Genomic DNA, 15,834 nt, shown 5'->3' on the forward strand with positions numbered 1-15,834 from the left:
GCATGGCCAATTTTGAGGAAGTGAGTATCAGGGCAATACTGACCGATACAATAAAAAAGCAAATTGAGAATGGTTCACTGAAAATTGATGGAGTGCAATTACGTGATTCGCGAGGGAAATTTACCACGCCACTAAACATACTAATGGTGAAAGATGAGCTCAAGTATTCATCAGCGCTGATACTGCAATTCCAGAATGAGTTCTTGGTGACCTTGTCGGTCATCAATCGAGATATACGTGCAGGTTTTCGTGAGCAAAGTGAGAAATTATCTCGCATTGAGCGCAAACTGGAGCAATTGATAAAAAATGAGATGGACAGACTCAATGCAGAAGTTAACTTTTTTTTCTCCGAGGTCGCTGATCTTGAGCAGCATGATCATGCGCGCGCAGAGCGACTGTTATTCGATGGCAGTAAAACAGTAGCTTTGCTTGCTCAAAAATTGGACCAGTTTATGGATGAATATGTTGATAGCATGCAGCTCCAGAACACGCACAATAGCAGCCAGCACTTAACCTATGGTGAATCTAAACGGGAGACTACGGATAAACGCTACCGATACTCCAATGATATTGTTGTATACCCTTGTTTTAAAGTAAGCGCGTCATAAAACCCGCATTCTAATCGTCCAGCCCGAGTAATAAGATCAACCTCCAACCCAAAGGAGATTTGAAATGGCCAAACGACGCACTCACCAAGAATGGCGCACCCTGTTCGAACACTATGAATCCAGCCAGTTATCACAACGATTATTCTGTGAACGTAACGGACTGAGCCTCTCCACTTTTTACGCTAAGCGACAACAGTTAAAGCACATCGAAAAACCGAACACGGTTGACTTCATTAAAGCAGAAGTCGTTGAAAAAACCACGAGGTATCAAGCCACTCAGATTGCAGTGGACAACATGACACTGCTTGTCAACGATGTGGAACTGAGCATCCCACAAGGCACGCCAGCGACCTATCTTGCAGAACTTATCGGTGCGCTGTCATGAAACGCATGCTCAGTGCTCCCGAAATCTATCTCTATCGTGAAAGCGTCGATTTCAGAAAGTCCATCAACGGTCTCGCTGCCATGATTGAAAGTGACACCGACTTACCGTTAGGAAGTGGCGCACTGTTCCTGTTCACCAACAAACAGCACGACAAAATTAAAGTGTTGTACTGGGATAAAACAGGCTTCGCTCTCTGGTATAAACGCCTCGAAAAAGCCAAGTACAAGTGGCCTTCAAAAGAGCAAAACGACGTGTTTACCCTAACTCAATTCGAGCTTGATAGACTGCTTTCTGGCTTCACGATTATCGGCCACAAACCCATTGAGATAAACGATTTTACAATGACTTAAGCGATAATAAAGTCTTATCCACCAAGCGTTAACGGCATGATTTTAGTATAATCAATGCCATGAAAAAGACGCTAAATATCAACCCAGAAAGCCAAGATGTTGCCGAGCTACAAGCGATGGTGAAAGCACTGTTGGCGTCAGAAATCCAATTGAAACAAGAGCGCCAGTCGCTACTTGAACAGCTCAAACTGGCCTTCGACCGCCAGTTCGCTAAACGCTCGGAGGCGTTAAAGCCTTACGATGACGCGCAAGGTGACCTCTTCAACGAAGCGGAATGTGAAGCTGCTAAAGAAGAAGAGGTTGAGGTCACGACCACCACCACAACGAAGAAACGTAGTAAACGTAAGCCACTGCCAAAGACCTTGCCTCGTGAGGTTATCGAACTTGATTTAGACGACCATGAAAAGCAGTGCGCTTGCTGCCAACATAGTCTGCATAAAATTGGTGAAGACCGCAGTGAAAAACTTGAGTTCACGCCAGCGGTGCTCAAAGTGCTGGAATATGTTCGTCCTAAATATGCTTGTCGTCAGTGCGAGCAAACAGAAGACAAAAGCCGCATCGTTCAAAAGCCAGCGCCACAAGGCATTATCCCAAAGAGCTTCGCGACAGAAAGCTTGCTGGCCAATATCATCCTCGGCAAATATCAATACGCAATGCCACTGTATCGCCAAGAATCGCTGTTTACCCAGTCGGGTATCGAACTATCACGCACCACCATGGCAAGGTGGATTATCCAAGTCAGTGAGAAGTTCGCTCCACTTTACGGCGCGCTGAAAGAACACCTGCTTGAACAAGTGGTGGTTCAGGCGGATGAAACGCCGCTCAATGTGCTCAAGGAAGACAAGCAATGCTACATGTGGCTCTACTGCTCTGGCGCGGACTCGCCAGATGCCGCACTCCCTAATGTGAAAAACATCGTCTTGTATGACTACCAAAACAGTCGCGCGAGGTCGTGTCCTGTTGCCTTCTTGGGCAACTATGATAGTTATCTGCAAACCGATGGCTATGGTGCTTATGATGGGCTTCATCGAGTCACCAATGTCGGTTGCTTCGCGCATGCTCGGCGCAAGTTCATGGACGCGAAAAAGCTTCAAGGCAAAGGCAAGTCAGGCAAAGCGGATAAAGCGCTAGCCAAAATCCAGAAGCTTTATGGGATAGAATCACGTTTAAAAGGTGAGTCTGCTGAAAAACGAAGAGCAGAGCGTCAAACAGACGCCAAACCGATACTGGATGAGCTTTACGAATGGATGACCACTCAGAAAGTGCTTGAGTCTAGCCCGCTGGGTAAAGCGATAAAATACACGCTTGGTCAATGGCCAAAGCTCATTCGTTATATCGATGACGGTCACTTATCGATAGACAATAACCGTGCTGAACGCGCAATAAAACCGCTGGTTATTGGGAGAAAAAACTGGCTCTTCTCGACCAATCCCAATGGAGCTGAAGCGAGTGCGATGCTTTACAGTATCGTCGAGACCGCGAAAGCCAACGGCCTTATCCTTTACAACTACATGGTCAAGTGCATGCAGGAGTTAGCGAAAGCTGAACCTGATATCGATGCACTCCTGCCTTGGAACTTCAAACATTAGTAGTATCACACTGTGGGAGCATGGGGCGGATACGTTTTAAATGTTCAACCACAGAGGTTTATACCCTAGCATTCCTGGAGATGCTCAATAGTCTAAACATCCTGAGTTTGATCCATCGGAATCGTAATATGCCTGATTATTTGGTTAATCTAGAAGGAGTAAAAGACAAGCTAGTTGGGTTACTGAAAAAACTTGCCGTGGACGATCTGCAAAAACATTTCGGGCAAGAACATCCAGGTTTCCGGGATATGTGCTATCAGCTCTATCCCAATTATCAGGATAATAGATATTTCAAATATCGAGGTAACCCTGAGGCAGGGCGCTTATCTGTCTTTTTCAATGAGTTCTCATCAGATGCCCTAGCAGTAAGGGAACGTGTGGAACACAATTCTAGCGTATATCAGGATGAGCATCTTCATAGTGCGATAACAGAAATTCTTAATATACTGGAAAGCATTGAGAACCTGAAAACACGGGTCACGACATTGCCAGATACAGAGGAAGAACGAAGTAAAACAATCTTGGTTTTGTCTGATAAATTTTACCTTGCGCACAAGGAGACGGATAGCGTGGCACAGGATTCAGTATGAAGTGAACTCTATACTTATACTCGCTCAGATTTGTATCCTCGCGACATCGCTGATTTCTCTTTTTACCACTGCCAATGTCGCGCTTGGTCTAGCCCATCAACTGTACCCCGTTCAATGTTGGGGTGCAGTTTGCGTCTATAGCCAACTGGTTCACTAAATTTATGAAACAACGCCATTCAAGTGGAATATCATCCACGGTTTACAAGCACTTAGTATAAGAAAATAGGGGGAAACTCAGGCTATCGCCTTCACTGCATTGATGGTCTTCATATAACAACTGCGTGTCCATTTTATCAGGCGAAAAACAGCTTGACCTCAGGATTTCTGCTAGCAATTATAATTACTTTCTACTCAGCATCTTAAATATGTCTAGGGCTTTTGAACAAGTGTGATACAAATAAGGCTCTAGGATACAAAGCCTTTCGAGCATTACTTCTAATCTAAATATAGCGTCTTCGCTAATTGGTAGATATGCCAATTCTGTACACCATTGCCCTATAAATTCAGCCCAGTCATTTTTATCTTTAAAGGCAGCCCCTGCCACTAAACCTAATGAAAGATAGTTTTCTGGCTCAGAATCTACATCGATATAATCACGATACAGTCGGCTTAAGATCATAACTGATGAAGCAATCTTTTCACTTCGAGTCATGCAAGCAACTTGTGCCAAGCCATTGAGTACCTGATAGACTGAGTCCTTGTTGTTTGCTTCGGCTAATTTGTGCTGCGCACTTTCTAATAGTGAAACTGTACGCTCTAAATGTTTTTCATCAATTTTCCAGAAAAGTGCAGAATTCATCAAAACTCTGAACGATGTTAATGAAACCTCACAACTAACTTGCTCAGTAAGCAAATTCGATATTTCATCAGGAACTTCACCTGGAATAGAGTTACCTTCCAATGGCCCTGGTAAAAACCAATTCATATTGAGCTTTGAACCACTCATAAGCTCCTCTTGTAAAAATTTAATCGCTTCAGTTTTAGCAGCTTCTTGACATACAATATTTGTCCGCCCATATAGCTCATTAATGAATTGTTCTGCTGTTAAGTATGTTGGTAACCATCTTGGCTCTTCTATTAGATCAATAAAACTTTGACAATAAAAATAAAGCCCTCTCTGTTGATTCGCCCATTGTTCTACTTTGTCAAAGGCAACACTTTGTTCCATTGCAGCTTCAACAATTAAGGCTGACTGGGTAAGAGATGCAAGGCGCCTGTAGAATGGTGGCTTATCTCTGAATATCTGTAGTCGCGCCAGTTCTCCATCGACAAAAACTGTCATAGAGCAAAGAAGGCGCAGATTTTCCAGTGTTTTTACAGATGAAATACACTCGAAAAGAGCCTTAAGAGTAGTATCTAATGAATTGGCAAATTTCAAAGCACCGATTTCAAGACAAGAAACCAAAAGTATTGGATGACAGGTTTCAATTGCCCTCTTTGCGAGAGATTGATACAAAGTTTCGTCCACGATCCCTGTTGAAATAACTCTTGATATTGATTTATGCATACAAATCAATAAATTATTATAAGTCAGTTCATTTTCTATTCTACCGTCGAAATATTGCTTAAACTCATTATTACAAAAATCCTCAATATTTTTACTGCCACGATACATGCCGACAAGTCGTTCATAATAACGAATATCATTCGGAACCAGTGTCGATGCGTTATTTGACGGTCTTTGAAACTCACTCTTTAGTAACTTCTTAATACGGATTGGAGATAAATCCAAATCAAGTAACAAGTCCGATACATCATCATTACTGACAGCCTCCACCGAAAGCTTAGCTCTCCAGTATTCAATGTCCTCTTTCGAGAACCAACGATTTTTCGCAACTGTTTCAAATATGCTTAACCGTCTGTTGATATCTCCCAAAAGGGGCCAAAAACTATCATTAACAATCTGTACATCCCCCTTGGTTAGAGAAAATGCTGAACGTTCACCGGGAAGATTACGTAACGACCAAATATTATGATTAGTATCTTCTAATAAAAATTCCTCCTCGATATTATCAAAAACACTGCGAATAGCTTTAAATAGAGCGCTTCTAGTAAAGGCATACTCTTTATCACCAAAACTAACAGTCGCATCTGTTTGTAACCCCAGCTCTTCGCACAATTTAGTATCCGATAGTAGCTCCAACCTCACCGAACTTGGGAATAAATTGAGAGTGTGAGAAACAATAAAATCTCGCATAGAGTCCGAGTTACTCATCCTGATCTATCTCCAGTGAACTATGAGCGATACTTTTAATTTGCTGCTTCATCGAATCAATTACATACTTAAAACTCCACGGATCATTGTCCTTCAACGGCTCCAAAACAAACTCATCCAACCATGATTTATAGTTATTCTTTTGCTTTTCTGACAAATGCTCCGGCGGCATCAGTACAGCATGAGCCCCCAAAGCCTCGCCTAAATAGGCCATCCCTTCATTTCCCCTTATTTTATGAGATTGGGCCCATTCCCTATACCCCATAAGGTCATACAACCAGCAGGACCTAGCTCGACTTACTTCGGGAGAAATATCGTCGGACCACTGAGTTCTTATTGCTTTTGCAATTGTCTTCATTGTTTCATGGAGCCACTGGGCATCTCTTGGGAGTTGGACCAAACCACTAATCCGGATCAAAAACAGATTTTCTCTTATCATTCTTAGCTGTTTAGTTGGCTTAAACTCACCATCTGACATTACTGAATGATTTAGGTGATATTCAAGCTCTTCGTCTGAAATGCCAACAAACGCTAATCCAAACTCCCGGAGTAATGTCCTTGCTTCAAGCTTCTGTTCTTGAGATATAAGTCCCTTATAGTGTAGTGTCTCAATAAAATCTAACGATGTATAAATAGGTGCGGTTCTTCCATCAAATGCTATATCTCGATGCTTATTCATAAACCGGTCATCTATCAAAGCTGAGTCGCATATTTTAAGGGCCTCAAAGAGCTCGTCGGTTGGCTTAGCATAATTGTTATTAGAAGCTGCTACTTGGTCTTTATTTAAAGGCATTTCCGCAAGCATGACTTTCCCAGATGTAAGCCCATTCAAAAATAATTTCCTTATATTTTCTATTTTCGAATCTTCCAGCTCGATAATTGAACTGTAGCTTATCAACGATCTATACCTATCACGCTCACCCTTAAATACATACACTTCAAACCCAGCATCGCTAAGTCTATCAAGCATATCAACAGTAATCAGATAGGTAATTGACAGTGAATCTAGAAATAAACGTGCTCCATTGGCCACGTCAAGTTCGACAGGCCACTCTTTCTCATGTTGGTTAAGATAATTTAAGGCTTTAACACACTGAGATTCAGTGATTACGGCTAGATCTTTGAGTTTTTTGACTAATTGAGAACATGAAGTCAGACAGTGATGAAATGAAGAAAGGTCAGCTTCTACCTCCCTAAAGGTGCCTCCGACCTTATATACGGGATAGGAACACACTACTACTGATTGCAAGTCATTCGCAGGATTCTCACGCACCTCTTCAAGCATAAACGCAAGCTCTTCTCCTACATCTAGTGCCATCTCAGGATTATTAATTTTCTTCGGGTGAAAAACAGAAATTTTGCCATCAGAAACCAGCCGTTCAAAATACTTTGCTTTTTCAATTTGGCTAGGCTGATGAAAAGCAACTTTCTGCTTCTCTTCAAAAAGCCATCGCATAAAAGAATGCGGGATAATGATTTTATTAAAACAATCAAACAGCTGGTTTAGTATCCCAGAATTCTCCATCACCAAAGCACTGGAAGCATCGACAGCAACTGTCTCACCAACAATAACCTGAACCGACCTCGCACCATGAAATACCGGGACTACACTTTTCCGCCTTATATCTTTCGTATTTTTATTCTCTAAGGGCTGGAGAAGATAAAAATCAGACATAGTTCTGTTCAATAGTTCCGCTACTGTAAAAATGGGGGCATCACCATCAAAATAGGCTTTATAGACCCTTTCATTTTTCTCCCTAGACTCGGATATCATATCTTTTAGGTCTTCGAAAGAGGCCTTGCGTAATGGGCCATTTTCATTAGAGAGAACTATTGCCTTATTAAGCCATGCCGATGTTTCTTGATTGTCCTCTGAGCCCATTGTCGTAGCAATGAAATATGATGATGCAAACACTTGAGGATCATCCCGATATTTTCCTGTACAGAACTCAAGTATTTGCTTTGCTCGCCGTGGAGAAATTGCTTTTGCTAAATGGGCAGCCTGTAAGAGGTCATTCGCGTTTAGCTCCTCCCGGCTATTCCAACTATCCTCCACAAAAATGCTGAGCGATTCCCAATCACCGCTGAATATAGACAAGTTAATTTCTAGCGATTTAAGATCAGGTAGTTGTGATTTTGACTGCTTTAATAGAGCAATCTGTTCATGAGCACCACTTAAGTCCCCCTTTCTAAATAGAGACCAAGCCCAGTGAGCCTGCAACCTCTCGCTTATCTTAACGAGATCCATCGTATCTGACAGAAATTGATGAAGCTCAGAAAATTTCCCAAGCGAAGAGGCGGCATTACAGACTCTGATAGCATCAGATTCCTGGCCAGTGCGATCAAAAAGCTCCCGGCAATATAAGTAGTATCGGTCCCCTCGATTTTTCCTTTCTAACAAATTAACCAAATAAGCAAGATCACTTGTAGCTTCACTTTGTTGATATTGGCTTATTGCTAATGCAACAGGGTCTGCGCCCTTGATTGAATCGATAATATTTTGCAAATTCCTGACTTCGGCATTAGACGCCCCCAAATCCCCAGCCTTATCTAAAAGTTGTTGTGCATCATCAACCAACCCTGACTTCGCTAATGCCTCTATTTCTAGCATGACAACAGCAGCGGGATTAACAGCTTTTTCCATTTGATGTCTGTGGCTGGCAATATATTCCACCATTGCCGGGAATGACTTTTTCGTATGTGCCAATACAAATCTGGCTAAACCAAGAATCGGATCATTATTATGGCTTAGCGCTGTCTGTCTATTAACCTCATTTTCAATAGACTCAGAATCAATATCAATTCCAAATGCAAATGCTAATGGCAAATACTCAAGCGTTTTTTGATTGTAACTAATGAAGTAACTTTGAAGCTGTGCCTTTGCTTGTTCATGCGTTACGCTGTTTCTAAGCTCCAACCACAACACATAGTTATCCGCCATATTCGCAACATCTTCAGCATCGAGATGCCTTGCAAGATCCGAGCAAATTTTAAATAGCTCGACAGCGCGATTTCTAAGCACTACAGATTCAGAATCATCTGCCAGTGGAAACCTATCTGCTGCAAACGGAATATAAGTCAATACGCTATCACGGAGTTCAACGGCCTTAATTGAATTTACCAGAAATGTGAATGCAGCAAGCTGAGCCAGCGCTGGAGACAAAGACAAGGATTCATCGACTACAGACTTTACAATATTTAAAGCCTTTTCCCATTGATGCTCTGACAGTAACGCAGACACTAAAACAACTTTTCCATCGTTATCTAAGTCCTGAACACTTAAACCTGCACCGTCAAGCCAGTCAAATGCAGCTTCGTTTCCCTCTACTGTTTTTTTAATAATGAAGAAGGCGGCATAATTAGATGGGCTACTTGCCTTAAGCAAACCAGACGCCGCATCTGCATTTTTTGACCCAATCGCGTCAATAAAGGCCTGCGCTATTACCGCCTCCTCCGTTTGACACAGTTTTTTCGAGCTTGACAACCATTTTTCAGCTAACTCGGCTCTTTCCCCTATGCACAAATATCGTGCAAGTAGCGCTAATGCTCTAGCTTTTGCTTGAGGTGTGCCACCGGAAAGCTCTCCATCAATAATGCTTTCTGCTAAAGTAGTCGCTTTTTCTTCCTTAGGAAAAGAACCGAAAAAACGCAGTAAGGTAATTTCGCGAGCTAGTTCTTCTATTTTTTCGTCTTGAAGGTGTTGAGCTGTAAATCCTACGCTCCGAATTTTATCAACTATCAAATCTGCTGTTTGTTTTGGATGATCCTTGACAACATCCAGTAGCTTTCTTTCGCTATCCTGACGCATTGATTTAATTTGAAGCCATACATCAATCAAATAAATCAAAATGCTTAAACCGATTAGCACCCAGCCAGTTATATACATTGGAGTTGATATTGGCTCGCTATATTCTGGAAGGACTTTCTGATTACTCAAAAACCAATTTAGAATATCCAGCCACCAAGGAGGACTTAGGATAGCTATTCCTGCCAACAACAGCGGCACACTTAGTGCCTTCGATAATGAAGGTCTAAACAGCGCAACCAAAAATTTTATGTTTTTCCGCACAACATCCCAATCAATATTCATAACAATCTAAACCCTCCCTGAAGGCGGAATTTCTTTGTCAAACGGCCGGAGAATCTGCGCGGTTTCAGTGTTAGAGGGTAGAGCAGCCCCTTCTGGCGGGGCCCTATCAACACTGGCCATCTGTATGCCTTTCTGCCGCACATGAAAGGCGATTTGCTGCCAGCGACGCAACCACAGCTCTTCCTTTCGCTTGTAGGCATCTAGCTCCGCTTTGAGGCGATCTACCTCTACCTGAAGCTCTTCCGCCTCTTTCGTTGCCTGCGCTTTGGTTTTCACGAGGCCACCCGATAATGCTTGTTTGGCATTGTCATAAGCGGCTTTAATTTCAGATTTGGCTTGGAGTGACTGACGACTAAAGCCAAAACGTTCTTCGAGAACAGCCCAGGTGAGTTTTGCTCCAAGCTCGCCGAGTGCCCAGCGATCCAAATCAGCTACGATTGTATTGATGTCACTATCGGACATGCGCCTAAAGCGCTTAACCATGCTCTACCTCGTTCAAATATTGTTCGGCATCAAAGTGTTCTACCCCGTTATCAGCCAGTTGCACAGCTAGCGTTTTGAGTTTTTTATCGTTATGAGCTATCCAATCAGCGCTCTTTTTGGGCTTGTTACTACTTAACTGTTTCTCAGCATTTTTTCGGGCCAATGCGGTAAGGGCATATTGGCGCTTCTGCTCGTCCAGTCTACTCTTATCATCCTTGACCCATACGTAGTCTTTACAATCTGCCGAACATTGTAAATGGCGCTCGCAGGGTGTTTGAGAAAAGTTGTGGACGCAGATACCTGTACCGACATCATGCACAGCCTGAATGCGTGCTTTAAGAATGGCATCCTGTACTTCTACCGGAACTACTTTGAGTTGCTCAGCCAATAGACCACCGACCAAGCCTTTTTTGATATCTTCGCGGAGCATCAGTGCACGTTTTTCGCGGGATGTATGCTGATAGGCTTTGGTGTCCCTGGGATTGGTTCGCCCAAACCATTCGGTTTGCAGAAGATCACTTAACCCACCTTCATCAAGTAAAGTATTGAGCGTGTGGCGGAAGTGGTGACTGGTAAAATCTACCTCGATACTACTGGAAGCGTATTCGGCGGCAAGCGCAGGGAAATAGCGAAGGAAGGTCGTGAACATAGACTGGCTACAGCTTGTAGCCAACCAGTGAGCGTAGCTTCCAGTAGAAAGTCCCAATGAGCGAATAAATAAAAGATCTTTCAGATAGTATTCTTTACCAAATTGATCAATATGGAATGCTCGTAGTAGTTTTTCAGAAAAGTCTCTAAAACAATACGCTTTGACAGCGTCCTTATTTGTGTAGCAAATAGGGTTATTTGGCTTTTTCCCTTGCTTGGTCACTCGCTCATGGTCCTGCCAAACAAGACCAATCTTTCGAATCCATCCAGTAGAACAAATCGTATTGCTGCTTATCCCCATTTTTAACAGGTCATCAATGTATAACTTTCTTTTCTCTGGAATTTTATTCAAAAAACGAATGTCGGGGCCGCGAGAACGATGCATTTCCTCTGCGGTAATTCTCACCGAATCTGTTGCCGCGCGTACCTCATCAAGTACATCTTTAACTATTGTTACGACCTCTGACGGCAAGTAGAGTTTTCTTTTAGGTGTAAATAGATCACCGAGACTAACCTTTCGAGGGAAATATTCTATGAAGGCTTTTTGGTCTTCGTCTAACGTAACTTCTTGAAGCGGAAGTAATGAAATCTCACTAAAGCGGCGGCCAGTACAAGCAAGCAGAGTCAATATCAGGACATAGAATCTGTATTTATGTTCTTTTGGAACCGTCAAATAGAGCTCACCGATAACCCGAAACACGGTAGGATCAACAAGTTTCTCGGATTTGGTCTCCAGAACGTCAGGATCATCCAGCCTTTTATGATTCAGACCTCCAGTATTAACTGGGCGCACCATCTTCGAATATTTGTATTGCAACATCACCCTGCACAAACCATTAGCATCACAGTGTGCAGCGAACTCTGCAACATGCTTGTGAAGGTTGTAGGCAGTGGTGTCACTGTAGTGTTTTGAAATTAATCCACACGCATCGTCTAGCGCTTCTGGCGTGAGTTTGGTCAGTTCCTGCCCCAGTTGGTTAGCTGCAAATGAGATATACCCAACAGCGGTAATGAAGTTACGCTGATTGGGTGTTGATTGATGTTTTCTGTGGAATCGAAGAATCAGTAATGCCTTGGCAACCTCCTCCCATTCATGACGTAGAGGTTCTGAGCCAAGTTTAGGGGGAAGCGTAAAAGCAAACGACGCAGTTTTGGCGTTTTTACCCGTAAGCTTGACTAGGCGGCCAGCATTCACTTGCCACACAGGATTACCCCAAAAAACCGACTCAAACCCTTCTAGCTTCATTAGCTTAGCTTTATCGATCAAAGCTTGGGTATTTGCCTTTCTATCGCGCTCAAGGCGATCAATGAAGGGGATAACCTTGGCCTTCCGATTGGAGCGACCATCAGACATTCAGGCCCCCTTCTTCACAAAGCTGAGTTACCTGTGCGACCGCAGCGATTACCTCATCAAGCTGTATACCCAATCGCGCATTCTCGTATTTTTTTAAACGTTCTTCACGGCCTGCCAGCAAACATTCCAAGACATGCTCATGAGCAGCATGACGATAAGGCTGAAATTTTGGGCACAAATAACATGAATAAGGAGGATCAAGGTGGCAGACACTGGACTCCCCACACACACCAATATCAGACTGATCATCTGGATTTTGCTCATCGACAAACGTCAGGTGCTTGTCATCTCGCTCACCATTGATAGCGTCTTCATCACTATCAATAAGCTTACCTTTGAAGAAATTGAGGTACTTCGAGAATCCTTTTGCCATCGACTTGTCGAGATGCTCAACAACAGTTCCCGCAACATCAAAATAGACCCCTACATACTGAGTATCCGTATGATCTAATATCCTGGCTAGCTCACGCCTGCTGATTCCCTCTGTCGCCAGGCCTGTTGCCAAGGTATATCGTAACCTCCTTGGTGTGACATGCATTAATTCACCAGTAAGAGGGGAAATGATATTATGACGTTTTATAAAGGCTGTAATTAAACGAGATATATCACCGCTCGTCATATTGAAAATATTCTCTGAATCTAGAGAACACATGGCAACGCGGTTACCACTTATTTTTATTAGAAGAGGTCGATTATCTGGGGTAGAGAAGTCTGTACCATTAAAGCTAAGAGGCAATAAGTTATTTTGCTCGACAAGATTTTCTAGAATTCTTCCGAAATAGGGATCTAAATATTCATCCATCAGGTCATCGCGGGGATTAAGAAATCTCTTCTTAATACGCGGCATCCGAATGATATAACAGGGGTCTTCGTTCGATGGATCAAGCTTAACGAGATCGCTCTCCCTCAGATATGTCAGGTTTGCAGGGTTTCGGCCGAAAGCTAGTGACAAAGCCATAACAACCTTTTGCTGGAGATGCTCAAACTCTAGGCTCTTGTCTTCTTTTAGCGCAGCAATCAAAAGAGAGAGCTCTAATGATTTATGTAATGGCCCCATATCGGGATCGGACATCCTAACTGCCTCGCCCTTTGGACCTCCGGGTATAACCATTGCCTCAAGTTCAGCCGCATACGCATCTGAAAATGTACTATCTGAAATGTTGTCAGAACACCAGATATACCACCTAATTGGCTCATATATCGTCCAAAGTTTGTGCCGAGAGCGCTGAATGTTGATAGATTTCTCAAATAAACCAATAAGATGTTCTTTAGCACTTTCCGGTTGATTATCTTTTCCCCAATCCCTAAGAACTAGCCTCCATACAACTTGAAAAACGCTGTATCCAGCGGATGTTGAAATACGCCTAACCTGGTCAGATACATAGTGCTTCAACGCATTTCTCAGCTGTAAATTTGAGATTTTGCCAAAATCGAGAGTTGAGTGGGCACGAATCACTATGGGGAGCAACCATTTATCGCCTGATATATCAATTGTTTTCCCCTCTCGAGTAACTAGGACCTGCTTCTCAGACCAAGACTGCTCTACAGCTTGTGTTTTCGATAATTTCGTGTTCACTTTGGCTACCTCTCGGACATCATATCTGCCTGATACCGCCTCAATGACTTAACCGCTTGCTCCTCCACTTCTTGGGCAATATAAATGTCTTGTGAATCTAAACTACTATCGCCACGCAGAAAGGCCAGCGCTTCTCGTCTACGCTGCTCATCCACTCCTGAAGCTCTAAGAACCCTCTCAAGCCGGGATGAGAATGTATGTCGAAGAGACTTGGCCGTTAAGTTTTCGGGAAGACGGTCAACATATTGCGTTCGCAATAACTGGAAAAACTGTGTAATTGAGGATTGTGACAAGGGCGCTCCCTCATCACTCAATATTAAATAGTCTGATTCGTAGTTATTTTTGCTTTCAAGCACTTCACGCCAGGTAACAATGTACTCATTTAATGCAAAAGCAAACTGCCGACTCTCAATCGGAATAAGTCTACCATTACGCTTTATTTGAGGCCTGGGTCGTCTTACATCTAGGGGGTCCGATGGCCTACGTTCAACCTGTATCGCCGAAATCGCACCAACTTGAACATCTTCTACCCTGAGGCTAAGCAACTCACCTGGCCTTAGACCACAAAATAACATTAACCCTACAGATACATAATTTCTAAACTTTACAGCAGGATCTCGTCCAAATCCCTGCTCAGCATCGGGATGCAACACGGCAAGCAGGAAGTCAACCTCTAACTCATTTAACCCCTTACGAAGACTTTTTTTCATTGGTGTGGCAGACATAAAGCTACCATCCAGCATTTTTAGAAAAAATGACTTTCGCTCTCTCAAACGTTCATAGTCTAGGGAAGACAACGGCAACTGACTTATCAATACATCCATGCACCAACTAATAAATTGTCTGATAGTCGTTAACCGTTGATTGAAGGTATTAGGTGCTACAACATTTATACGCCCATTGGCTTGATCAATTCTTAACGCTTCGACCAATCCACCTCTTAATTCTGCTTCGTTGAATGAGTTCTGAGCCATCAATTTCGTAGATAGGTCACAATTCGATTTATCCAGCCAGCGATAGAGCACTGAAAGCTCTCTCAAATTCCGAACCAATGTATTTGTACTGAGGGAGCGTCTGGCAAGAATAAACTCATTAGGTAAGACAACTGGCATACCAGAATCATCCAGCATCATTGGTATCTGTTCGCCCGTTTCGTGTGTGACTAGCTCTATTTTCATTGCACCACCCTTATTGACAAAATAAGAGTAGCTACAAACTTTTATCTTCACAACTTTTAAAGTTATACGATTTTATAAAAACACAAAGTCACATAAAACGAAAAAGCCCTTCAAATGCTTACACACTTAAAGGGCTTAAATTTTCATTTATATTTTTTAAAACCAATTAGTTAACTAGAAAAATTTAAGAATTAGTTAACAATAATTACTTTATGTCATTCAGAATGGGATGTCGTCATCAAAATCCATCGGTGGCTCGTTGTACTGCGGTTGCGAGTACTGTTGAGGCGCAGATTGTTGCATCGGTTGGTGCTGCTTCGCTGGTTGTTGTGGTTGCCCCCAACTTCCTTGCTGCGCAGGAGCATTCATGCCGCCTTGAGCTGGCATTCCACCTTGCTGTTGAGGGCGGCTACCCATAATTTGCACCTCACCAGCTGGCCAACGCACAACCACTTCCGTCGTATAACGCTCTTGTCCTTGCTGATCTTGCCACTTACGCGTTTGCAATTGCCCATCAACATAAACTTGGGTTCCCTTGCGTGCATATTCACCAATGAATTCAGCCGTTTTACCGAAAACAGACACTCGATGCCATTCGGTTTTTTCCTTTTGCTCACCTGTGGCTTTATCACGCCAAGTTTCGGAGGTTGCAACAGTTAAATTCACCATCGCATCGCCACTTGGCATATAACGCACTTCAGGATCTTGGCCTAAATTACCAATCAAAATTACTTTGTTCACGCCACGGCTTGCCATGTTTTGCTCCGT

12 protein-coding genes are annotated in these 15,834 nt (G+C 43.0%); 5 read left to right on the forward strand and 7 right to left on the reverse strand.

The window, feature by feature from the left end:
• Positions 1–2 precede the first annotated feature (2 nt).
• The 5 genes from CEQ48_RS16910 to CEQ48_RS16930 all read left to right on the forward strand — a co-directional run bounded on the left by CEQ48_RS16910 (position 3) and on the right by CEQ48_RS16930 (position 3,522).
• On the forward strand, positions 3–608 hold the full coding sequence (locus CEQ48_RS16910; RefSeq protein WP_089072034.1) for a hypothetical protein: 606 nt from the start codon (positions 3–5) through the stop codon (positions 606–608).
• Between the two features lie 64 nt (positions 609–672).
• Positions 673–993, forward strand: a complete 321-nt coding sequence (tnpA, locus tag CEQ48_RS16915; protein WP_089072035.1) for an IS66 family insertion sequence element accessory protein TnpA — start codon at positions 673–675, stop codon at positions 991–993.
• Positions 990–1,343, forward strand: a complete 354-nt coding sequence (tnpB, locus tag CEQ48_RS16920; RefSeq protein ID WP_089072036.1) for an IS66 family insertion sequence element accessory protein TnpB — start codon at positions 990–992, stop codon at positions 1,341–1,343. Before tnpA ends, tnpB begins: the two co-directional genes overlap by 4 nt.
• 59 nt (positions 1,344–1,402) lie before the next feature.
• Entirely contained in the window at positions 1,403–2,932 is a 1,530-nt protein-coding gene (gene tnpC, locus CEQ48_RS16925) for an IS66 family transposase (RefSeq protein ID WP_089072037.1), read from the forward strand.
• Between the two features lie 128 nt (positions 2,933–3,060).
• Positions 3,061–3,522: a hypothetical protein gene (locus tag CEQ48_RS16930; protein WP_089072038.1), complete on the forward strand. Its 462-nt coding sequence runs from the start codon at positions 3,061–3,063 to the stop codon at positions 3,520–3,522.
• Positions 3,523–3,862: 340 nt separating this feature from the next.
• Here the strand turns inward: CEQ48_RS16930 and CEQ48_RS16935 are convergent, their stop codons facing one another.
• From CEQ48_RS16935 to CEQ48_RS16965, 7 genes are all read right to left on the reverse strand, one after another.
• On the reverse strand, positions 3,863–5,719 hold the full coding sequence (locus CEQ48_RS16935) for a hypothetical protein (protein WP_198301186.1): 1,857 nt from the start codon (positions 5,717–5,719) through the stop codon (positions 3,863–3,865).
• A 10-nt stretch (positions 5,720–5,729) separates the two neighbouring features.
• A complete protein-coding gene (locus CEQ48_RS16940; protein ID WP_089072040.1) occupies positions 5,730–9,827 on the reverse strand; it encodes an HTH domain-containing protein in 4,098 nt (1,365 codons plus the stop codon).
• Between the two features lie 6 nt (positions 9,828–9,833).
• Positions 9,834–10,310, reverse strand: a complete 477-nt coding sequence (locus tag CEQ48_RS16945; RefSeq protein ID WP_089072041.1) for a protein kinase — start codon at positions 10,308–10,310, stop codon at positions 9,834–9,836.
• A complete protein-coding gene (locus CEQ48_RS16950) occupies positions 10,303–12,312 on the reverse strand; it encodes an integrase (RefSeq protein WP_089072042.1) in 2,010 nt (669 codons plus the stop codon). Before CEQ48_RS16950 ends, CEQ48_RS16945 begins: the two co-directional genes overlap by 8 nt.
• Entirely contained in the window at positions 12,305–13,888 is a 1,584-nt protein-coding gene (locus CEQ48_RS16955) for a site-specific integrase (protein WP_008486773.1), read from the reverse strand. Before CEQ48_RS16955 ends, CEQ48_RS16950 begins: the two co-directional genes overlap by 8 nt.
• 5 nt (positions 13,889–13,893) lie before the next feature.
• Positions 13,894–15,066: a tyrosine-type recombinase/integrase gene (locus CEQ48_RS16960; RefSeq protein ID WP_089072043.1), complete on the reverse strand. Its 1,173-nt coding sequence runs from the start codon at positions 15,064–15,066 to the stop codon at positions 13,894–13,896.
• A gap of 219 nt (positions 15,067–15,285) precedes the next feature.
• Complete coding sequence (locus CEQ48_RS16965) at positions 15,286–15,822, reverse strand: single-stranded DNA-binding protein (RefSeq protein WP_001887866.1); 537 nt, start codon at positions 15,820–15,822, stop codon at positions 15,286–15,288.
• Positions 15,823–15,834 lie beyond the last annotated feature (12 nt).

The organism is Vibrio tarriae, assembly GCF_002216685.1.
Taxonomy (GTDB): domain Bacteria; phylum Pseudomonadota; class Gammaproteobacteria; order Enterobacterales; family Vibrionaceae; genus Vibrio; species Vibrio tarriae.